Source organism: Spirosoma sp. KUDC1026, from assembly GCF_013375035.1.
Taxonomy (GTDB): Bacteria; Bacteroidota; Bacteroidia; order Cytophagales; family Spirosomataceae; genus Spirosoma.
This window is the reverse complement of record NZ_CP056032.1, coordinates 2,076,967-2,097,465: the sequence shown is the minus strand read 5'-3', so window position 1 is coordinate 2,097,465 and position 20,499 is coordinate 2,076,967. Positions and strand designations below refer to the sequence as shown.

Annotated in this window: 20 protein-coding genes; 9 read left to right on the top strand and 11 right to left on the bottom strand. The window is 51.3% G+C overall.

The window, feature by feature from the left end; all coding sequences use genetic code 11:
• Positions 1 to 12: 12 nt before the first annotated feature.
• A complete protein-coding gene (locus HU175_RS08920; RefSeq protein WP_228724375.1) occupies positions 13 to 2,388 on the top strand; it encodes a BamA/TamA family outer membrane protein in 2,376 nt (791 codons plus the stop codon).
• Here HU175_RS08920 and HU175_RS08915 read toward each other — a convergent pair.
• Positions 2,385 to 3,110, bottom strand: a complete 726-nt coding sequence (locus tag HU175_RS08915; protein WP_176566259.1) for an arylesterase — start codon at positions 3,108 to 3,110, stop codon at positions 2,385 to 2,387. The two genes, HU175_RS08920 and HU175_RS08915, sit on opposite strands and share 4 nt — an antisense overlap.
• Before the next feature lie 121 nt (positions 3,111 to 3,231).
• Between HU175_RS08915 and HU175_RS08910 the strand changes: the two genes are divergently transcribed.
• The 3 genes from HU175_RS08910 (at position 3,232) to HU175_RS08900 (ending at position 7,462) form a co-directional block, all read left to right on the top strand.
• On the top strand, positions 3,232 to 3,930 hold the full coding sequence (locus HU175_RS08910) for an ABC transporter ATP-binding protein (protein ID WP_176566258.1): 699 nt from the start codon (positions 3,232 to 3,234) through the stop codon (positions 3,928 to 3,930).
• A gap of 73 nt (positions 3,931 to 4,003) precedes the next feature.
• On the top strand, positions 4,004 to 4,765 hold the full coding sequence (locus HU175_RS08905; protein WP_176566257.1) for a hypothetical protein: 762 nt from the start codon (positions 4,004 to 4,006) through the stop codon (positions 4,763 to 4,765).
• A gap of 159 nt (positions 4,766 to 4,924) precedes the next feature.
• The gene (locus HU175_RS08900; RefSeq protein WP_228724373.1) at positions 4,925 to 7,462 is read left to right on the top strand and encodes an ABC transporter permease; all 2,538 of its coding nucleotides are present in this window, start codon (positions 4,925 to 4,927) and stop codon (positions 7,460 to 7,462) included.
• Positions 7,463 to 7,521: 59 nt separating this feature from the next.
• Here the strand turns inward: HU175_RS08900 and HU175_RS08895 are convergent, their stop codons facing one another.
• The 5 genes from HU175_RS08895 to HU175_RS08875 all read right to left on the bottom strand — a co-directional run bounded on the left by HU175_RS08895 (position 7,522) and on the right by HU175_RS08875 (position 10,933).
• The gene (locus HU175_RS08895; RefSeq protein WP_176566256.1) at positions 7,522 to 8,274 is read right to left on the bottom strand and encodes an SDR family NAD(P)-dependent oxidoreductase; all 753 of its coding nucleotides are present in this window, start codon (positions 8,272 to 8,274) and stop codon (positions 7,522 to 7,524) included.
• 133 nt (positions 8,275 to 8,407) lie between these two features.
• The gene (locus HU175_RS08890) at positions 8,408 to 8,626 is read right to left on the bottom strand and encodes a hypothetical protein (RefSeq protein ID WP_176566255.1); all 219 of its coding nucleotides are present in this window, start codon (positions 8,624 to 8,626) and stop codon (positions 8,408 to 8,410) included.
• A gap of 7 nt (positions 8,627 to 8,633) precedes the next feature.
• Positions 8,634 to 8,999 (bottom strand): IS1-like element transposase, encoded by a 366-nt coding sequence (locus tag HU175_RS25090; RefSeq protein ID WP_176566254.1) that lies wholly within the window; start codon positions 8,997 to 8,999, stop codon positions 8,634 to 8,636.
• A gap of 823 nt (positions 9,000 to 9,822) precedes the next feature.
• Complete coding sequence (locus HU175_RS08880; RefSeq protein ID WP_176566253.1) at positions 9,823 to 10,200, bottom strand: hypothetical protein; 378 nt, start codon at positions 10,198 to 10,200, stop codon at positions 9,823 to 9,825.
• A gap of 298 nt (positions 10,201 to 10,498) precedes the next feature.
• Positions 10,499 to 10,933, bottom strand: a complete 435-nt coding sequence (locus tag HU175_RS08875; RefSeq protein WP_176566252.1) for a hypothetical protein — start codon at positions 10,931 to 10,933, stop codon at positions 10,499 to 10,501.
• 536 nt (positions 10,934 to 11,469) lie between these two features.
• On the opposite strand from HU175_RS08875, the gene HU175_RS08870 reads away from it, so the two are divergent.
• Entirely contained in the window at positions 11,470 to 11,748 is a 279-nt protein-coding gene (locus HU175_RS08870; protein WP_176566251.1) for a hypothetical protein, read from the top strand.
• A gap of 13 nt (positions 11,749 to 11,761) precedes the next feature.
• Here HU175_RS08870 and HU175_RS08865 read toward each other — a convergent pair whose 3' ends face one another.
• Positions 11,762 to 11,923: a hypothetical protein gene (locus tag HU175_RS08865; protein ID WP_176566250.1), complete on the bottom strand. Its 162-nt coding sequence runs from the start codon at positions 11,921 to 11,923 to the stop codon at positions 11,762 to 11,764.
• 492 nt (positions 11,924 to 12,415) lie between these two features.
• On the opposite strand from HU175_RS08865, the gene HU175_RS08860 reads away from it, so the two are divergent.
• Both HU175_RS08860 and HU175_RS08855 read left to right on the top strand, forming a co-directional pair.
• Positions 12,416 to 14,242, top strand: a complete 1,827-nt coding sequence (locus HU175_RS08860; protein ID WP_176566249.1) for a cellulose binding domain-containing protein — start codon at positions 12,416 to 12,418, stop codon at positions 14,240 to 14,242.
• A 351-nt stretch (positions 14,243 to 14,593) separates the two neighbouring features.
• Positions 14,594 to 15,265 (top strand): cellulose binding domain-containing protein, encoded by a 672-nt coding sequence (locus HU175_RS08855; RefSeq protein WP_176566248.1) that lies wholly within the window; start codon positions 14,594 to 14,596, stop codon positions 15,263 to 15,265.
• A 475-nt stretch (positions 15,266 to 15,740) separates the two neighbouring features.
• On the opposite strand, the gene HU175_RS08850 is transcribed toward HU175_RS08855, so the two are convergent.
• From HU175_RS08850 to HU175_RS08835, 4 genes are all read right to left on the bottom strand, one after another.
• Positions 15,741 to 16,811, bottom strand: a complete 1,071-nt coding sequence (locus HU175_RS08850) for a 3-oxoacyl-ACP synthase III family protein (protein WP_176566247.1) — start codon at positions 16,809 to 16,811, stop codon at positions 15,741 to 15,743.
• A 105-nt stretch (positions 16,812 to 16,916) separates the two neighbouring features.
• Positions 16,917 to 17,798, bottom strand: coding sequence for a transglutaminase N-terminal domain-containing protein (locus tag HU175_RS08845; RefSeq protein ID WP_176566246.1), 882 nt, complete (start codon positions 17,796 to 17,798; stop codon positions 16,917 to 16,919).
• A gap of 92 nt (positions 17,799 to 17,890) precedes the next feature.
• Entirely contained in the window at positions 17,891 to 18,406 is a 516-nt protein-coding gene (locus HU175_RS08840) for a hypothetical protein (RefSeq protein WP_176566245.1), read from the bottom strand.
• A gap of 381 nt (positions 18,407 to 18,787) precedes the next feature.
• Positions 18,788 to 19,291, bottom strand: a complete 504-nt coding sequence (locus HU175_RS08835) for a transposase (RefSeq protein ID WP_228724372.1) — start codon at positions 19,289 to 19,291, stop codon at positions 18,788 to 18,790.
• Between HU175_RS08835 and HU175_RS08830 the strand changes: the two genes are divergently transcribed.
• Together HU175_RS08830 and HU175_RS08825 are read left to right on the top strand one after the other, a co-directional pair.
• A complete protein-coding gene (locus HU175_RS08830; protein WP_176566244.1) occupies positions 19,290 to 19,601 on the top strand; it encodes a transposase in 312 nt (103 codons plus the stop codon). The genes HU175_RS08835 and HU175_RS08830 overlap by 2 nt on opposite strands.
• Positions 19,602 to 19,606: 5 nt before the next feature.
• Positions 19,607 to 20,494 carry an IS3 family transposase gene (locus tag HU175_RS08825; RefSeq protein WP_176566243.1) on the top strand — a complete coding sequence of 296 codons (888 nt, stop codon included), beginning with the start codon at positions 19,607 to 19,609 and terminating at the stop codon, positions 20,492 to 20,494.
• Positions 20,495 to 20,499 lie beyond the last annotated feature (5 nt).

Here is a 20,499-nt window from a genome sequence, read left to right as displayed (position 1 = left end):
TCCTGTTTAGGAATGTCTTTGTCCCAACCCTATCGTTTGTCAAAAACGTACCGATCAGGTGTTCGTTTGCTGTGTCTACTGGCTTTGCTGTTGCTCAATGCCTGTAACATTGCCAAGCACCTGCCCGCGAACGAACGATTGTATATGGGCACTGACATTACGATCAATGCCGACTCAACCGTTTCTGAATCGGAGCAGGAAACAATGGAAACAACATTAAGCGAAATAGCCCGTCCCAAGCCCAATGCTCAGCTTTTTGGTTACCCTTATAAAGTCGGTTTTTACTACCTCTTCGGCGAGCCTAAAAAGCCGAAGGGCTTCCGCGCCTGGTTTCGGCGAAAGTTTGGTCAGGAACCTGTCTTTGCCAGTGCGCGGGCTTTATCCGCTAACGTCCCTATCTGGGAGGGAACGCTCGAGAACGAGGGTTATTTCGGATCTACCGTCAGTGGCTCGCTCAAAGAGGATGGCTACAAGGCGCGGGGGCAATACCAGGTAGAACTCAAGCAGCGTTACCTGATCGATTCCGTCGGTTTTCTGGGCGATTCAACCCCGGTCCGCAAAGCCCTGCTGACCTCAGGCAAACAGACCGTCTTCAAAAAGGGTGACCCTTTCCGGCTGACGGCTATCAATGTCGAGCGGGAGCGGATCGGGCAGTTTATTAAGCAGCGCGGCTTCTATTATTTCAATACCGACTACATTGCCGTTCTGGCCGACAACGACTCGGTAGCGCACCGGTCGAAACTGTATTTCGCGATCAAGCCCGAAATGCCGAACGCAGCCGGGGTTCCCTACTCGATCCGGGATGTTATCATCTACGCCAACTACAACCTGTCGACAGCGCAGAGTGACACGACCCAGCGCCGGGTTGAGAGCGAAGAAGATTTTATTGTGGTCGACTCCGCCCGGACGTATAACCCCAAGCTTTTCCGGGATATTATTGCCGTACGACCTGGCCGGAAATACAATAGCCGCGCGCAGGATTTAACCCTATCCCGCTTCATCAACGTAGGGGCCTTCAAGTTTGTCCGAAACCGTTTTGAGCCATCGCAGCAGGGCGACTCTGCCGTACTGGACGCGTATTATTACCTGACTCCCTATCCGTTCAAATCGGTACGGTTAGAGCTGGATGGTACGTCCCGATCAAACAACTTTACCGGTACACAGGTCATTGCGAGCTGGCGAAACCGAAATACGCTCAAACGCGCCGAACTGCTGACGATTAATGCCAACGCAGGTATCGAGTTTCAGGTAGGTGTGGGCGATGATCGAAGCATAACAAACTATCGCTTTGGTACCGATGCTACGTTGAGCTTCCCCCGATTAGTCAGCCCAGTTCGTTTCCGATATGATCGGCGGCAGGCACTGCCAAAAACGAATGCGACTGTTGGATACCAGCTCATTAAGCGAGGAGGCTTATATGACCTCAATTCATTCCAGACAACATTTGGCTATGCCTGGCGCCAGAATTTGAAGGTTGAACACGTCTTTCAACCGTTCAATGTCAATTATATCCTGACATCTAATGTTAGTGATGCTGTTCGCGATACTCTAATTAGCCAGTATGTACCTGAAATCGTCAAGCGACAGTTTATAAACATCATTGGCACTCAGCAGCTTATTCTCAGTACACTCTACACCTTCAATTACAACTCTTCTCCCCGATCGGATTTACCTACTACATTTCGCTTTACAGGAAACGTTGAACCTGCAGGTAATTTAGCGAGTCTCTTTTTCCGTAAACAATTACCTAACGATGACCGAAAAGGTATTTTTAACGTACCCTATGCACAGTTTTTACGACTTGATGCAGACCTTAGAGTTTACCACAAACTGAACCCTAACGTAACATGGGCCAGTCGGTTGTTTGGCGGTATTGGCATTACATATGGTAATTCTGCGGGTTATCAATTACCTTTTACGAAGCAGTACTTTGTGGGTGGCAGTAATAGTATCCGCGCCTTCCGGCCACGGGCCATCGGGCCAGGTCTGTACACGCGAGATACAATCCGCAACGTTCCTCTTTTTCAGGATGGTGGTGGCGATGTCAAGCTGGAAGCTAGTACAGAGATACGAGGTAAACTCAATAAATACATTGAGTTAGCCGCTTTTGTTGACGCAGGTAACGTTTGGACGTATTCCAATACGGGTATCTTTGGTGAAGAAGCTAAGTTTGGCCCCAACTTCCTGAAGCAAATCGCCATTGGTACAGGTGTCGGCTTGCGGATCGACTTATCCTACTTCCTGTTACGTTTCGATCTGGCAACGCCACTCCGCAAACCTTATAAAACCGACGGCAGCGAGTGGGTCATCAACAAGATCAACTTCCGCGACCGAGACTGGCGACGACAAAATCTGGTGTTTAACATCGGTGTTGGTTACCCGTTTTAGTTCGCCGATTTCTGCTCCAATACGGGCTTCAGTACGTTCCAGACGGTATTAGCTACAATCTTGTGTCCTTCGGGGGTTGGGTGAATGCCGTCGCGCTGGTTCAGTTTCGGAATGCCACCCACGTTTTCCAGCAGGAAGGGAATAAGCACGGCTTTGTTTTTGTCGGCCAGCTCTTTGAACAGCTCCCGAAATTCTTTGGTGTAGCTGGTACCCAAATTTGGCGGGATCTGCATACCGGCCAGGACGATGGTTGCCTCCGGACTCTTCTTCCGTACCGTATCCATGATTGCCTGCAGGTTTTCCCGGGTTGCTTTGAGTGGCAAACCACGAAGGCCATCGTTACCACCCAGTTCCAGCACGAACACGGCTACCGGTTGCCGCAGCACCCAACTGATTCGGCTTTTACCTCCAGCGGTTGTTTCACCACTCAATCCAGCGTTGACGATCTGGTAGTTCAACCCCGCCGAGTCAATCTTTTCGCCAACCAGCGCTGGAAATGCCTGGCTGGGCTCAACCCCATAACCGGCCGTCAGGCTGTTGCCATAAAATAGTACGGTCTGCTTCTTAGCGGGTGCCGCCGGTGTTTCAGCCGTTGACGAAGACTGACTGCTGCCTTCGGAGGCCTTTTGATTGTCGCCGGAACCACAGCCCCATACCGTTGCCAGCATAAATAAGCCGCCTATCAAAGAATGGTGTATTCTGATCGTGTGTAAGAACTTCATCGATTACCCAAGAGTTAATTCGTTAACAAGCCACCGTTTACAGGCCGATATATGCCTAACCGCCGAATTGACCGTATTTGTTTCCCGGCGGTTGCAATCCAATAAAATCAGCAGTGCCCAGATGAGCATTTTACACGTCGAAAATTTAACGAAAACCTATACGAGTGGCGGCCGTGACTTGACGGTTCTCCATAACGTAAATTTCACCCTTGAACATGGCGACACCTTTGCTATCGTTGGTCCATCGGGCAGTGGTAAAACAACGTTGCTGGGACTTTGCGCCGGGCTGGACCGGGCTTCGTCGGGGAGCGTCTATCTAAACGATATACGGCTCGATACCCTGACCGAAGACCAGCGGGCGGCTGTTCGCAACCAGCACGTTGGTTTCATTTTCCAGAACTTCCAGCTTCTCCCCACGCTCACAGCGCTGGAAAACGTAATGGTACCACTTGAGTTACGGGGCGGCCCACGATTGGGAGAGAAAGGTGTTCAGAAAACCGCCCAGTCATTACTCGAACGCGTTGGACTCGGTAGCCGCGGCCACCATTACCCCACTCAACTCTCAGGGGGAGAGCAGCAACGGGTGTCGCTGGCACGAGCGTTTGCCAACCGCCCCAAACTACTGTTCGCCGACGAACCTACTGGTAATCTTGACGCCGACACCAGTGCTACGGTTGAAGAACTCCTTTTCGAGCTGAACCGCGAAGCCGGTACAACACTCGTGCTCGTTACCCATGATCTGGAACTAGCGGCCAAAACCGGCCGAACCATTCAAATCCGGGGGGGCCAGTTGGTCAGTGATTCGCGTGTACATATTTAACAAATCCAGTCTGACATACTTTTTTAGTCCACTATATCGCTCTCTTTGATAAGACGCCTTTATCTCTCCTCCTATGCTTCAACGTTCTAATCAACTTCGGTTTTTGGTTCTGAGCCTGGTTAGTTTATTAGTGGCTTCCGTCGGTCACGCGCAGATTCTTTTCGACGCGGAAACCGGCGTTGTGTTTCCAGGATCGTACAATGACATCCGACAACCGTCGCCGGCCGGTACGTTGTACAATGCCTTCGGGCCTGATTTCAACGTAAAACCCGTTATCAACCTGCGCGGGCGGCTCGGCTATACGTTCAACGACCGCCATACGATCTACGCAACCGTTGCCCCGCTGCTGATCGAATCCATTGGTAAGCAACCGCTGACACAATCCGTTCGATTTGATGCGATAACTGTCCCGGCCGGACGCACGCTGACGACCCGTTATAAGTTCAATGGCTATCGGCTGACGTACCGCTATCACCTGATTCGTCGGGAGACATTCCGACTGGCGGTTGGCTTAACGGGCAACGTGCGGGACGCCTTTATCGAGGTTCAAGACGGACAGCAAAGCCGCCGGTTCTCCGACCTTGGTATTGTTCCCTTATTAAGTCTTTACGTCAACTACCAGCCAGGTCGCTTTGGCCTACTGCTCGACGGCGATGGCTTTGCCAGTCCTTTTGGCCGGGCCGAAGATGTCTTCGCTGGTGTTACGTATGCCTTGCGGCCTAAAACCAAGCTTCGAGTTGGGTACCGCATACTGGAAGGGGGCGCTAATACAGACGACTTCTACAATTTTACGTTGTTCAACACAGCCGCTATTGGTATACAAATCGGCTTGTAACGGGGCCGCCCGCGATCAGTTGTCTCTGGCGATCGATACGCGTTTATCCTCTTGTGTTTCAGCTAACCAACGGGCTATATATTATTAACAAACCCATTGGTTAGCGCTCTACCTCATAACTTGGCGCAGGCCAGGCGTTGGTAATTCTCTTACCGATTTATGTTATTTCTTTTGAAAATGGCCTGGCGCGATAGCCGCCGGAGCCGTCAGCGACTACTTCTCTTCATGTCGGCCATTGTGCTGGGCATTGCCGCGCTGGTGGCCGTCAACTCCTTTGGCGACAATCTGGCCCGCAGTATTAACGAGCAATCCCGCGAGCTACTCGGCGCCGACCTGACTATTTCGTGGACTAGTCCTCCCTCCCGCCGGACTCAGCAATTTGTCAAAAAAATCGGGAAAGATCGGGCGTACGAGGTGTCCTTTCCGTCGCTGGTATCTATTCCGCGAACGGGCGGGGTCCGATTGGCACAGGTCAAAGGCCTGACCGGTAATTTTCCGTACTACGGCGACTGGGAAGTCGAGCCAGCCTCGGCCATTCAGCAGTTTCGCCAGGCCAAGAGTCGCGTGGCGCTGGTCGACGATGCCTTACTGGTACAACTCGACGCCCAGGTTGGCGACTCGGTCCGACTGGGTAATACGTCTTTTCTGATTGCCGGTCGGGTGGCAAAGACGCCGGGCCAGGCAGCCATCACCACCAGCGTAGCCCCGACAGTTTTTGTTGCCAATGAGTTTCTGAGAACTACGGGGCTGCTGGAACGCGGTAGCCGGGTAAGTTACAAATATTATTATCAATTTGCCCCCGGCACCGACGTCGAGCAATACATCAAACGTTTTTCGGAGCGATTGGACCGGGAGGGCATTAACGTCGACACCATTGCCCGACGTCAGCGGCAGACGGGCCGCTCCTTTTCCGACCTGACACAGTACCTGAGTCTGGTTGCGTTCGTTGCCCTGCTGCTGGGCTGCGTGGGGGTTGCCAGCGCGGTGCAATTGTACGTTAAAGAAAAGGTAGCGTCAGTGGCTGTGTTACGTTGTCTGGGAGCCAGCGGTCGTCAGGCGATGCTGATCTATCTGATCCAGACGGCTATTATGGGACTGCTAGGCGCAATCATAGGAGCGCTGGTGGGCTCAGCCATCCAGATCCTTCTGCCCCAGATTTTTGGCAGGTTTCTACCCGTCGAGGTCGAGACAACCTTGTCTGGTCCCGCCGTTCTAGCCGGAATCGGTACGGGCTTGTTGGTCTCGGTCCTCTTTGCGTTGCTTCCCCTGTTGGCAATCCGCAACGTATCGCCCCTGCTTACGTTACGGAACACACCGGAAGCAACGCAGGCCCGCGAACAGCGCGACCCATTACGCTGGCTGGTGTACCTGCTTATCGTCGGCTTTATTTTCGGTTTTGCGTATTTACAGACTGGCGCTCTGCAGCAAGCGGCCTGGTTTACGGTCGGCCTAGCAGCCGCGTTTGGGGTACTAACCGGTTTCGGACTGGGTCTGATCTGGCTGGTACGTCGTTTCTTTCCCGCTTCCTGGAGTTTCGTTTGGCGGCAGAGCCTGGCTAACCTGTATCGTCCGAACAACCAGACCCTTATTTTAGTAACCGCCATTGGCTTAGGCGCTTTCCTGATCTCAACGCTATCACTGACGCAGGGCCTGCTGCTGGGGCGCGTAGCGCTCTCCTCCAGTGGTAATCAGCCGAATATGGTGCTGTTTGATATTCAGAATGAACAGGTCGCCGGAGTACGATCGCTGGTTAGTCAGCAGCGAATGCCCATTTTACAGGATATGCCCGTTGTGACCATGCGACTTGCCACCGTCAATGGCAAGGGAGCCCCAACACAAGCAGTCAAAAAAGGTAATCAGGACACAACAGCCCGAACGCCCGGCTGGGCATTCACCCGTGAGTTCCGGGTGACGTACCGCGACACGCTGATTTCGTCGGAAAAGTTGATTTCGGGCAAGGCGCCGTATCAGGAAAACGGAGCTATCTACGTTTCCTTCGATCAGGGCTTTATGGAACGGATGCGCCTGAAGCTGGGCGATACGCTTGATTTCAACGTGCAGGGAGCCCCCTTGCAAGTCATTATCGGCGGCACCCGCGAAATTGATTGGAATCGAGTACAACCCAATTTTCTGGTCGTATTTCCAGTTGGAGTATTGGAGCAGGCCCCTCAGTTCCACGTGCTCATGACCCGTGTTCCTAACACCCAGGTGTCGGCTCAATTACAGCGTCAGTTGGTACGCTCTTTTCCGAACGTATCAGCCATCGATCTTGACCTGGTTCTGAAAACGCTGGACGATATTCTGGGGCAAATTTCGTTCGTGATTCGCTTCATGGCGCTGTTCAGTATCTTAACGGGTCTCCTGGTGCTGGCTAGTTCGGTCATCATCAGCAAGTTTCAGCGATTACGGGAAAGTGTCTTATTACGAACGTTAGGCGCCAGCCGGAGTCAGATCCTGCGAATAACCGCGCTGGAATATGGATTACTGGGTTTGTTAGCGTCCCTGTCAGGGATTTTGTTATCGCTTGCGGGAACCTGGGCACTGGCCTATTTCCTGTTCGAGACACCTTTCCGCCCCGATACGGTTCCGCTACTGATTATCACGTTCGTCGTTACGGTTCTGACCGTGCTGATCGGTGTTTTCAACAGCCGCGACGTCCTTGTTCGCCCGCCCCTGGATGTTTTGCGAAGTGAATAAGTCAAAAGCCCACTACGTCACGACATAGTGGGCTTTTAGTAGTAATGTCTCCTTTATTTCTACTGAGCGAGGTAGCCCCCATCAATAGGATAGTAGGCCCCGGTTACGAAGGATGCTTTGTTCGACGACAGCCAGATAACCAATTCAGCAACTTCTTCAGACTTACCCAAACGACCAATCGGGTGTAAACCGACTAAACCGTCATACGCTTCGTCGGGCAGCGATTTCAGCAAGGGTGTATCGATGTAGCCGGGACCAACCGCATTGATTCGAATACCTTTGTCGGCGTACTCCAGCGCTGCTGCTTTTGTTAAGCCAACGACGCCATGCTTTGCCGCCACGTAAGCCGGAGATTTCTGAGTCCCCGCCTGCCCCAGGATCGATGCCATATTAACGATGGTCCCGAAGCCTTGCTTTACCATCTGCGCCAGTTGGTATTTGAGACCGTAGAAAACGCCACTCAGGTTAATGTCGATAACTTTCTGCCAGCTTTCCAGACTATAGTCGGCAATCAGGTTCTGTTCGCCACCGATGCCGGCATTGTTGCAGGCAATGTCCAGTTTTCCGTAGCGATTGACGGCTTCATTCACAAGCCGTTCGTTATCAGCGGGATCACTTACGTCAGCCAGCACAAAATGCGCCTGAACGTCCATGCCCTTTATTTGCTCGACAACGACCTGCCCTTTTTCGGCATCCAGATCGGATACCAGTACGTTGGCACCATGCTGTCCATATAGCAGTGCAATCGCTTTTCCAATGCCCGAAGCAGCCCCTGTTACGAGTGCTGTTTTACCGGCCAACGAATGTTCCATAGTTTTGCAGGTTTATACATGCAAAACTTCCCCCCTTCTAAATAGTTCTTTTTACGCTACTGACCGCCGAGCATACATCCATACAAACAACTGAAAGTCAACTACCTACAGTAAAGTACGCCATAGGTTAATTTTAGGTATCCAATGCAGGCGGATCAACCCTCACGACCTCGCTGGCGCTTAGGGTAATGGTAAATTCACGCCGTCGGCTGTTCCAGCAATGTACGCGCTCACCATACTGACTAATAACCGGTACAGGCCAGTCAATATCGGGGTTAGCCGCCTGTTGCGCCCGAGCGTTTTCTTCCTGGATCGGCTGTACCCAATCATCAACGTTAAATTCCTGTTTCATCAACCTTTTATTTATTGATCAGGTGGCTGGGGTGAACAGTTTGAGACCAACGGCAATCAGGCCGATAAAGAGCAACTCCGCTATCGACCAACTGGCCCGAAACCAAATTATGTCCCCCACTAACATCCACCCACAACAGCCAGCGGGGCTGTTTCTTCTTACCCACGCGGGATCGCCCGGCAGCCCGGCACATCTCGTCGGCTTTGAGACTCATCTTCAAGCCTCTATCGACGTACAAAGATTTTATATGAATTACCTCGTTACTTTTTTTAAACTGAGCGCTAACAGTGTTCCGATTAACGCCTAAGATACGGACGGTATCTCGTACTCCTACTCCGTTAAGAACAATTTGAGTGATCTGCTCTTTGACCAAGGGGTCACGGGCCTTGTGAGTGTAGGTTTGAACGAAGCCGGGCCGCCGGGCGGTTCGACCGCAGTCGTAGCATCGGTAGCGCTGGGTACCAACACGGGTAGTACCATAGCGTTTTACGTGTTGGGTTTGTCCACAATGCTTACAGGAGACGGCTTCTAAGACCGTTCACAAAGATACCTATATCAACACCGTTAAGGCACTACCATCATTGGGCAAACTAGAAGGTTCTGTCAGGGAAACTGGCACCCTCTTCTATAGGACTATTCAGCAATCTACAATAGGCGACTTAGCTTATTTCCAGAGAATTGTCACAAACCGAACTCTTTATTGCAAAGTAGACTCGGGCTACTACTGGATGAAACTAGGCTTTTCGCCCCTTGGATACCACGCTTGGGGGTATCAAACTCGACTCGTTTTGTTCATACTTTGGAATTTTAGGTGCACCGTGTACTTTTGGCGCTTTAGTCGCTACTTTCTTTGTGTTCTTGTTCTTCTTGTCCTGGTTAGCCATATCTATAGATTTAGTAGTATAACACGGTTAGAGAGAAAACGCTTTTATTTAATTACAGCCAACAAACTCACGTTCCACCACATTACCATCAGAAGAGTAACATTCTTTCTGCTTAAGACAACCTGACAGGAACCGCTAATACCTAGGCTACCCTTCACTTATACTAGGCCGCTTACTTCATAAATATCTTCGCCCACTCAATACCATAATGTTCCGTCGAGACGGTTGAGCTTTCATAGAGTAGGGTTAAACAGACAACGCCCCAGTTCAGATCGAACCGGGGCGTTGTCAAAAATAACCTCCGCTAATAGCTTACTCTAGCATTTTTACCGGTACAGTTGGTTTCTTCTCATCGATGATCCACATATTATAAGCTTTTCGGGCAGGGTAGTCTGCCTTTACGGGCATTTTCGTTGTTGCTTCCGATAGATTTATAGAGCCTGCCTTTTGACGTTCAGCGTTACGCTTCTGGGCGAAGTAGACCGCATCACTATGCTCATCCGCCCGTTTCTGCTCGTCTATTTTTCGGGCCTGATCCTGGCGCAAGATTGTTTCAAGCAAATTAGCATCCCGCTGGTTTTCCGCCAGTTCTTTGTTAGTTAAATCTGAGTTCGTTTGAGCAAGAACGTAGGTAGATGTGCTCGTACAAAAAACTACTAATACTACAAAAATAATTGATTTTGATTTCATGATATTGCCTGACCATTAGAGGCTGACTACTTGACTAACCAGCCTGGTTAGGTAATAGTTACAGTAAACTGAAATTGAGCTATTTAATGATAAACAAACCTGTATTAGTGCCATTATTAACGATGGTATGCATCTGTTTTTCTCGTTCAGAAAACAGGCTCATCTGCTTTCAATCATCAACGAAAAAGTACAATACACCTAATTACTCCTTTTATGTTTGATGAACGATTTCGTTACGTAGTTTTTGCCTACACCCGATGCATCAATACTTGTTTTAAACCAGGAATGGAGACGTAATTCAATCAATGATCTCCACGTCTGCGCCGTAAGTATGTTGGGGCAACATGCCCAGTTCCAAGCGATCGACGCGCACCGTTTCACCTATTTGTATGACTTTATCGATTACTTGGTCGATTCGGCCCACTTCCGTACCTAAATCCGAGAAGTAAAAAAATCGTAAGGATATGGCTTTGTACGCGTGGCGCTTTGACGTATTGTGGACCGAGAACGAATGTACCGCCGTTGATCCACCTTCGCGTTTCTGCCAGGTGTACGCTGAAATAACTAAATCCCGCGGGGCGTTTGATAGGATGCCTTCTGCTTTTGTCTCAGCTGCTTTTTGTTGAGCTAAGACTGTTTGCGCGGTCGTTGCTTCGTTGTTCGCCCGGTTGATCAGGTATAACACAATGAGCCCCCTAAGGAGACAACCTGTGTAGATAAGCCATTTTTTCATGAAAGGCGGTAGAAGGGGTACGGGTGAGAACAGACAGAACCCCGAATTAATTGCTATTTCTATTTGTAAGCCGGTTTTCCTTCTCTATAAAATACAGCTAGCCGCTCCTTCTAGCAACTGGTACAGAAATTCAATTGGTTTTAACAACACGCCTGTTACGGTATTCTACTAAACAAACGAATTCGATTCCATTCCAGATATTGACGAGGAAAAGCGGTTATACTACAACGTCGACATGACAGGCGTACTAACTTCCCTGTAACGCATAGCCGACTTTGTGCTGGCAGCTATTACTTACCCCTTCCGCACAAAAACTGTCAACTTCTCTGTGAAAGGTATTGCTGGCGCTTTCATGTTCTCTTATCCAGTACCTTCTTACGTTCGTAGTCAAATCTATGTTGTTCACATACAGCCAATTGCTGTTCGCATCAATGGTAAGAGTTTACAATCAATAGCTTATAGTAAACTTACCTACTAGTAATACTTTTGTCTGAATACCTACTAACCAAACGTCTCCGTGTAACCAAATTCCGATCATGAAACAAACTCTACTATTTTTTCTGGTATGTCTGTTGATAACAGCTAATGCCTGGGCGCAGACAGGTACATTGCTCCTTTCGATATCTTCACGAAGTATATCCGGGCCAACCCCTCCACCGGCAGCAAGCAACCGATCAGCCCGGCAGATGGCTCTCGCCGTCTTGACCATCCGGTATGTCAAAGCCGGGGCTACGGGCACCGGTACGTCTTGGAGCAATGCCTCCGGAGATTTACAAGCCATGATTAATGCTTCAACGGCCGGTGATCAGGTCTGAATTGCGGGGGGGCCTACAAACTCAGCACGACGGGGTTGACCGATGCCCAAACAGCCTCCTTCTCGCTTAAGAATGGGGTAAGCGTACTGGGTGGGTTCACCGGAGCCGCTGGCACGGAGGGCAACGTTGGTACCCGCACGGCCATGCCTTCGTCCACTACTTTATCCGGTGACATTGGGACGGTCGGCGATAACAGCGATAACAGCTATCATGTGGTCAGTAACAACCAAAATGGGGTAAGTAGCTCAGCACTTATCGATGGGGTTACTATCACGGGCGGAAATGCGAATGGGGGCGATTCTGACAATAACTCTTTGGGGGGAAGCATGCTCAACGTTCAAACAAATCCAACCGTCAATAATTGTTTGTTTATTGGCCGCTTCGGCAGGGGGTTAGCTACTGGGAATCCTAGTAATGTTGCCTCGGCAAGTCGGATAACGAACTATTATTTCATCAACAACTCTGGTGTAGTTGGGGCAATTTTTGAAGCGTCGGGCTCGGAATCAGTCATCACGAATTGTCACTTTGAACAAAATAACCCAGCAAATTACAATATCGGGATTTCCGGTGACTCTGTAAGTACGTTTATCAACTGCACCTTTCGCGGTAAGCCTGCGCCCCCGCTATCGACGCGCGCAGCAACGCGGCTAACACCACCACCACCGATGTGCTGGGCAACAACCGCAAGGTGCGTACTATCGACATCGGCGCGGCTGAGTTTGCAGGAACTCCCACCCAGCCGGTGACAATCATCGGCCAGGCACAGTCGGTGATCACCGCCTGCCAGAGCGTCAACAACAGCCTGGCCTTTACATTCTCTGTCCGGGTAGCGGGCACAGGACCCTTTACCTACGCTCTATTCCGGGATAACACCTTAGTGAATCAAAATACTGCGTCTGGTTCTGACAACATCTCTTTTGGGCTCTTTCAGCAGGTAAGCGATAATTACCAGATCGTTGTTACTACGGGTTGTAACAGCGTAACTACGACGCTGAGCCCGGTCACTTTCAACCCGCTCCCAGTCCAGCAGCAGCCAACCGGCGGGGGAAGCTACTGCGCGGGTAGCCCCGCGCCTGTGGTGGGTCTGGCCGGCTCGCAGACGGGCGTCAATTACCAACTACTACGAGGGGGTAGCCCGGTGGGTAGTCCGCTAGCCGGTACGGGCAGTGCTATCAACTTCGGGCCGCAGGCTGCCGCCGGGATCTATACGGTACGGGCCATCAACGCCACGACGGGCTGTCAGCTAACGTTCTTCAACGCGGCCAGCGTCAGGGTCAATGACTTGCCCACTCAGTACAGCGTAGTTGGCAGTGGGGCAGGATGTGTCGATGCCATTGGCACGGTCATCGCCCTAAACGGCTCCCAGGTGGGCGTCAGCTACCAGCTCTTGCGCGACAGCGTAGCTGTAGGGAGTCCGGTTGATGGCAACGGAGGTGATTATCTATCTCTGGGTTTACAAAACGTAGGCGGTACTTACACCGTGCGGGCTACGAACAAGAGCACCGGCTGCAAGCAACTCATGTCGGGGTCGGCTGTGTACACAACCTATGCCCTGCCCACGCAGTACGCTGTGACCGGCGGAGGGGCCTTTTGTTCAGGAGAAGCCGGGGTGTTAGTCGGTCTATCAGGGTCGCAGACAGGCGTCGCCTACCAGTTGGTGCGGGATGGTAATAACGTCGGCGACTTTATTACGGGTACCGGGCAGGCCATCAGTTTTAACCGGCAGACGGGGGCCGGTACGTACACAGTTCAGGCGCGCGACCTCAATCGGGGTTGCCAACAAACTATGACGGGCTCAGTTACGGTAACGGTCAATCAGCCGCCCACCGTCAGCATCGTGCCCTCCGCCCTGACCGGCTGCGCGGGTAACATCATCACCCTGTCGGCGCTAGGGGCCGACCGCTACGTCTGGAATACAGGAGCCACGACTACATCTATCCCCGTGACGGCTACCGGAACGGGAGTTTACTCGGTTACGGGTACAATCACCAGCACGGGCTGCTCGGCTACGGCGAGCCAATCCATCACTATCTACCCGCTACCGGCGGCTCCCAGCGTACTTACCCAAACCGGGCAGAGCTACCCTGGTGGGCAGCCAAGCGTCACCGTCGACGTCAACTCGGGCAACGTGAACCTGGCGGTGGGCGGCTGCACTGGCACCATCAACTGGACGGGACCAAATAACACCTCGGGCACCAGCAGCCCCATTGTGGTCTCGACCGAGCGGGTAGGTCAGTTTGTCTATACCGCTACCTGTACCAGCGCCCAGGGCTGCACCAGTCCGGCCACCTCGGCCACCGTCACCGTCCAGGGTCGGCTGACGGTGCTGCACCGCGACGTGGACAACTACGCCGACAACAATGCCATCCAGCCCCTGCTGGTACTACAGAACCAGGGCAGCAGCGCCCTGCCCCTGTCGGCCCTGACACTACGTTATTACCTCACCGTAGAAGGAGCGGCCGCCTTGGGTAACCTCAGTGTCAACTACGCCTAGGTGGGGGGCCAGAACGTGCGGCTGCGCTACGTGCCGCTGAGCCCGGCCCAGCCGGGGGCCAGCGGCTACGTGGAGGTGAGCTTCACGGCCGGGGCGGGGAACCTGGCGGCCGGGGCCAACACGGGTCCGATCCAGGCCTATTTTGCCAAGAGTGACTACGGTGCTTTGTTTGAGCCTGATGACTACTCCTACAATCCGGTGCGGGACCAGCTGAGGGCGACCCAGCGCATCACGGCCTACTATGACGGGGTGCTCATCGCGGGCATCGAGCCGGGTTCAGGGGCTCAGGTGCGATCGGTGCGGGCGCTGACCGAGAGCCGCAACGGACCGGACGCCACCCAGATCAACACGGTGCTGGAAGTGCGCAACGAGGGCACGGTGGCCCTCAACTACAGCGAGCTGCGGGCGCGCTACTACTTCACCTCGGACGGCAGCGAGCGGCTGCAGGTGGAGGTTGACGAAGGCAACGTGAGCGCGCGGCTGGTGAAGCTACCTGCACCCGTCAACGGCGCAGACACCTACTTAGAGATTAGCTACAATCAGGGCGGTCAGTTAGCACCGGGTTCCAGCACGGGCGTTGTCCGCTACCGGATCAGCAAGCCCGACGGGGGGCGCTTCAACCAGGCCAACGACTACTCCTACCAGGAGCAGCCCCAGGAGCGGGCCCAGAACAGCCGGGTGGTGGTGCTGGCGGGCAATGAGCGACTATGGGGCACGCTCCCAATGGGTGCCTCCGCTCGTGTAGCGTTTGGGGAAGCCGGTTCTGCGTTGTCGGTGCGGGTGCTGGGCAACCCCATCCAGAGCGATCAGGTCTCGTTCGAAGTAACGGGCGCTGAGGGTCAAGCTTTGCAGCTGCAACTGCTGACGCCCCAGGGGCGGGTGGTGAGCGAGCAGCACGTACCGAGCGCGGAGGCTACCGGGCGGCCCCAATTGTCGGTGGCTGGACAGGCAGGGGGTATGCTTCTCTTACAGGTGAGCACGCCCACCCAGAGCCAGACGGTGAAGGTGCTCAAAGCCCACTAAGTCGATCTTAACCTATACTCGTTGCAACGCCCCGTCTGGTTTACTCCGGCGGGGCGTTTTTGCTTAGTGACCCTTATTAATCGTATTGGTTGCCAAAGGGGATGGTTCTACGGTAAGGAATCGGACCGCCGGGCGGATGGTTTGCCGTTGGCATCAGCAATACACAAAGACGTCTCACTCTTGGGAGCATTTTAAGATAATAAGTAATTAGTGGTTACCTAGCAAGAATGATCTTTGTAAACTTCTCTAAGCCTGTTTGTTAATAAGGTTCAGTTGCCGTTTCGTATGGCAAGGGCCGTCCGTAAAATTCACGGTTCGGCCTGAGTCGGCACACCAATTGCAGTCACTTGCCTGAAAGTGTCCTTCACAAGTGAAGCGACTAGTCTAGAAATGGGCCACCCTACTAGTACGGTTTCGTGCTCATTGGCTAAAAGCCAGAGTCATTGCCGACTTAGGAAGGGAGAGTCGTTCCTCACTAAAATTGATAGACTACCGCATTGATGCTCATTCCAGCCCCTACTGAGGCCAAAACGATGGTATCCCCGACAGCGATACGTTGATTAACAAGCTGGCCCCGCCGGATTAAATCCAATAAAGTTGGTATTGTTGCCACCGAACTATTGCCTAGCCAAGAAATCGTCATGGGCATCAACTCTAAGTCAGGACATTCTTGATCGTACAGCTTGAACAGCCGATTCAGAATAGCTACATCCATTTTCTGGTTGGCCTGATGAATCAGGATTTTCTTGATCACAGTAAGGCTTATCCCTGCTTTATCCAATGCCCTTTTTATCACCTGGGGCACCTGTTGCAACGCAAATTCATATAGTTTACGCCCGCTCATTTTCATGAATCGATCAGCACGCTTATCATCGGTGTGCTGGTAGGCTTTGTCCATTTTCAACAAATTCACATGCTCGTAGGCATGGGTCTGGGTATGATGAGCCAGCAAACCAGTCTGACCAGTCGAGCAGGCTTCTAAAATTATGGCGCCACTACCATCACTAAACAATAAAGAATCTCGGTCGCCCGGATCAATCACCCGCGATAGCGTTTCGGTACCGATGATCAAACAGCGCTGGGCGTCACCTGACTGAATGTAATAGTTCGCCTGGATAACCCCCTCCAGCCAACCTGGACAGCCGAAGGCTAAATCATAGGCCACACATTGGGGGTTCTTTATCGCCAGGCCAGCCTTGATGCGCGAAGCCAGGGAAGGCACTAAACTCACCCGGTTGCTTTGGTGAGCCACATCCCCAAAATTATGCGCTACAATCAGGTAATCCAGCGTTTCAGGGTCAATACCAGCGCTGCTTAGCGCTTGCTGGGCCGCTAGTAAACCTAGATCAGAGGCTTGCTGATGGGGGCGAGCGTAGCGCCGTTGGTGAATGCCGGTGATGGCTTCAAACTGGTCAAGCAGCGTAGTTGGAGGAGTAGCTAGAGCAAGCCCATCCTGGGAGAAGAATGGAGTAGTCAGAAAATCCTGATTTCGAACAATCGTTTCCGGGATGTAGCTGCCGGTAGCCGTAATAACCGAACGAATCATAGGGTTGGTTTATAAAATGGTAGACGACTAAGGTAGATGAAGAAGCCCCAGTTTGATAGGTTCTAAAGCCCTTTTTTGGCCGTTGTCAACAAGCCCAGCCGTTATTTAGGGTAAACGAATCAAAGTACTGCTGTATGTAAGCCATGTTTTGACGGACTCGGTTGTCCCCTCAATAGGAGCCGCCCCAGCTGGGGCGGGTGCTGAGGCAAGCGGAATATGGCCTTGAGTAGTCAGAAGGCCTGATGTGGCATCCAGACCGATCCAGCCAGCACCTGGAACGTAAACCTCAGCCCAAGCATGCAAGTCAAACGTATCCCGGCCTAGCCCGTCAGAAGGAGTATCCCCAGGCGTATCTGGTGCTAGTTGTACCAGATAGCCAGAAACGAACCGGGTAGCTAGCCCGAGCGAACGGATCAATTGCACCAATAGCCAGGCCGAATCCCGACACGAGCCACTCGCTCGCTGCAGCGTTACTTCTGCCGGTTGCACCCCCGCTTGGAGACGACTCTGGTACGAAATCATTTGGTAGATTTGTTGGGTAAGGCCAACCAAAAAATCAATCGTGCTCCGCCTGGGCTGTTGGTTGATCTGGCGGACCCATTGAGTCAGGCGAGGCCCATGTTCAGTAACTTCCAGATAGGATGTCAGCGCTTTTCGAATCTGAGGCTCATACATAAAGGGGAAGTTATCAGCGCAGGCATCAACTAGGAAATCAAAAGGATTAACCGGCTCCAGTTTGGCAATTAGTTGAACCTGAATGGTCACGGATTCAACAACCTCCAAAAAGTCGATTCGTGCCACAAGATTACCAAACGGGTCTTGCTGCCAGTGTCGCAGGTGATTAGTCGGCTCAATGGTGAGTTGATACGATTCGATCGTAGATAGACAATGAACCGCTGGTTTGAGTCGCACCCATTGAGCGGATAATAAGACCGGCCGCTCATAGTGATAATGCGTCTGATGAAGGAGTTCAACACGTGTCGTCATGCGGGAACGTTAATTAAGACCGCAGGAGATTACGGCCCACCATAGGTTCATGACTGAATTAAGTCTATCATATAAATAATCAGGGCGGTAATTTAGTCAGGCAGTACATGAGTAAGATAGAGCCTGGCTTCCTGATAAGCCCGCACTAAGTGCCGAAAGAAGAACACCCGGTAGGGCCCGACAAAGAAGGCTAATTCATCCTCGTGACTACAGCTAAAGACAACCCCATTAGAATGAAAGTAGCCCCAGCCAGCCCCGTAAAAATGATTGATCTGAGGAGTGATCACTCGTAGCCATTTATACTCGGCATTTGCGCCTGTTGAACCAGTAAAATCGTACAGATGTCGGTTGATTACCTGCAGCAGACTCGTGATGTCTTCGATACGCCCGTTGGTACCTACCTCATCTAAGAAGTCAATCCGCTTACCAGCCAGCTCTGTCTGATTTAGTAGCGCTTCTTCTAATCGTAGAATGGCAATCAAAGCCGCTTCAGTGGCAGGCTCATATAGAGCGTCTCGGGTAAAGCAGTTTTGATTCAGTAAGTGGTCCAGTTGAATCAGCTTGGCTTCTAACTGAGATTTGGTCCAGGGTTGGCATGAGGGCGTCATAGTTGATGCAAGCCCAACTCTGGAATGGTTAGTAAGTAGTCAGCGCGAGTAAGGGTATAACTCGTGAAAGCTATAAACGCTTTATTAATTAAGCGATGATCCGATATTATCTTCGTTTAACGGATTAAATTTATGATTGTTAGGCGTTCATCTTCAGATAAAGCAACTACAAACTGGTATAACGTTTTCAATTGTTTTCATCGATATAATCAGTTTGATCGTCATGAACCGTGAAGATGTATTTCAATGAACGCCCCAATTATGAAGCAGTGCATGGATGCTCCTTCATATCAGTTAAGAGCGATTTTGTAAGACGGTTTAGCAATGGATAGACCCTTCACTTTATTAGAGCGTGTTGGGGAATTACATTTGGTTCAAACCTCAAATACGCTGTAGTATCACTTGAATGTTAGCCAAATACAGCCAGTTGACCGAAGAAGCTACCGTATACTCATAGTCCTTGACGATCCGGCGGAAGAAATTGGTCCAAGCGATGCTGCGTTCGACTACCCATCGCTTAGCTACTGGTACAAAGCCTTGAGCGGACTCGGGACGCGAGGCTTTTTCAAATACAATACTCCACCCCTCCAACTCACGGGCAAACACGCCGTTATAAGCTTGATCGCCGTAGATTTTCTCCAGCCGTTCGCCTACGCGCCACAGCATGTTGGTGATCAATGGCACGGCTAAGGGGCCGTCAGCCTCGTTAGCCGCCGATACGTCAGCTACCCACAAGCGCCCCTGGGTATCCACGATTAGAGTTCGTTTGCGGCCATTGATACGCTTGTTGCCGTCTAGACCGCGCTGTTCACAGATTGTCTTAACCCCCTGAATGACTGGACAAAATTGTAAAAACAGTTTAGTCCTTTTACATTCAGATACCATGAGCAAATTAAGGCGGAGTTTTACTCCCGATGACCGCTATTCTATCGTCCAGGAAGCCATTCGTGACGGCCATGCCGAGACTTGTCGAAAATACAATCTATCTCCTTCGCTGCTGCGCAAGTGGAAATTGAAGTATTTGAGTAAAGGCAAAGAAGGCCTCAAAGATTCTTACGCACGCGTCGATCCCCAGCTTCGAGTGCTCGAAGAAGAAAATGAACGCCTGAAGCGGATTGTAGCAAAACAAGCTTTGGAACTGGAGATCAAAAGTGAGCTACTAAAAAAAACTCCTATTCACTCCAGGAGAAGCTAGCACTCATGAAACAGTTTGAAAATCAAGTAAGTCGTACCCTGTTATGCCAGTGGCTTAGTGTACCTCGGAGCGTGTTTTACTACCAACCACAATCAGGTAGACCTGGAGCACGCCCCAGCCAGGTAACCATGAAACGGGATGGATCGTGGGTAGACAACCAACTGGTCGTGGTCAGTATTCGGCAACTGCTGGATGTTGAGTTCAATGCCCTTGGCTACGAATACATCACCCACGAGTTGAAAAAAGAATACTTAATCAATAAGAAAAAGGTGTATCGACTCATGCAAGAGCATAATTTACTTCTGGGCAAAGTGATCCGACCGATGGGCAAGCGGGAATTTGTTAAATTCAGACGAATCGAAGCGACCAAGCCCTTGGAATACCTGTGCTGGGATATCAAATACGTCTGGGTAGAAGGGGAACGGCGGAATTACTATCTGTTGAGCGTCATTGATGTGTATAGCCGCAAAATTCTGGATTGGCTATTCCAAGGCAGTATTCGTCAAATCGACTTAATCAATCTTTTTCGACGAATCAACCGGAATCATGAACTGAAGGGCGTCATTTTGCGCAATGATAATGGCAGTCAATTCATTGCTCACTCGGTACGTAACTTTTTGAAAAGCTCCGAAATCAAGCAGGAATTCACTCATGTGGCCACCCCTGAAGAGAACTCGTACATTGAAGCTTTTCACAGCATTCTAGAACATGATGTGATCGAGCGCAATGTATTTGACAGCTATTATGAGGCCAAAGAAATGTTAGGGCGTTATTTTTTCCATTACAACAATCACCGTCTTCATCGTTCGATTGGTTTTGTAACACCTCAGCAGAAATGGGAGGAAGCACAGGTAATTTACGACACAACCTTTTCAGAAAATTTGTCCAGCTAATAGGG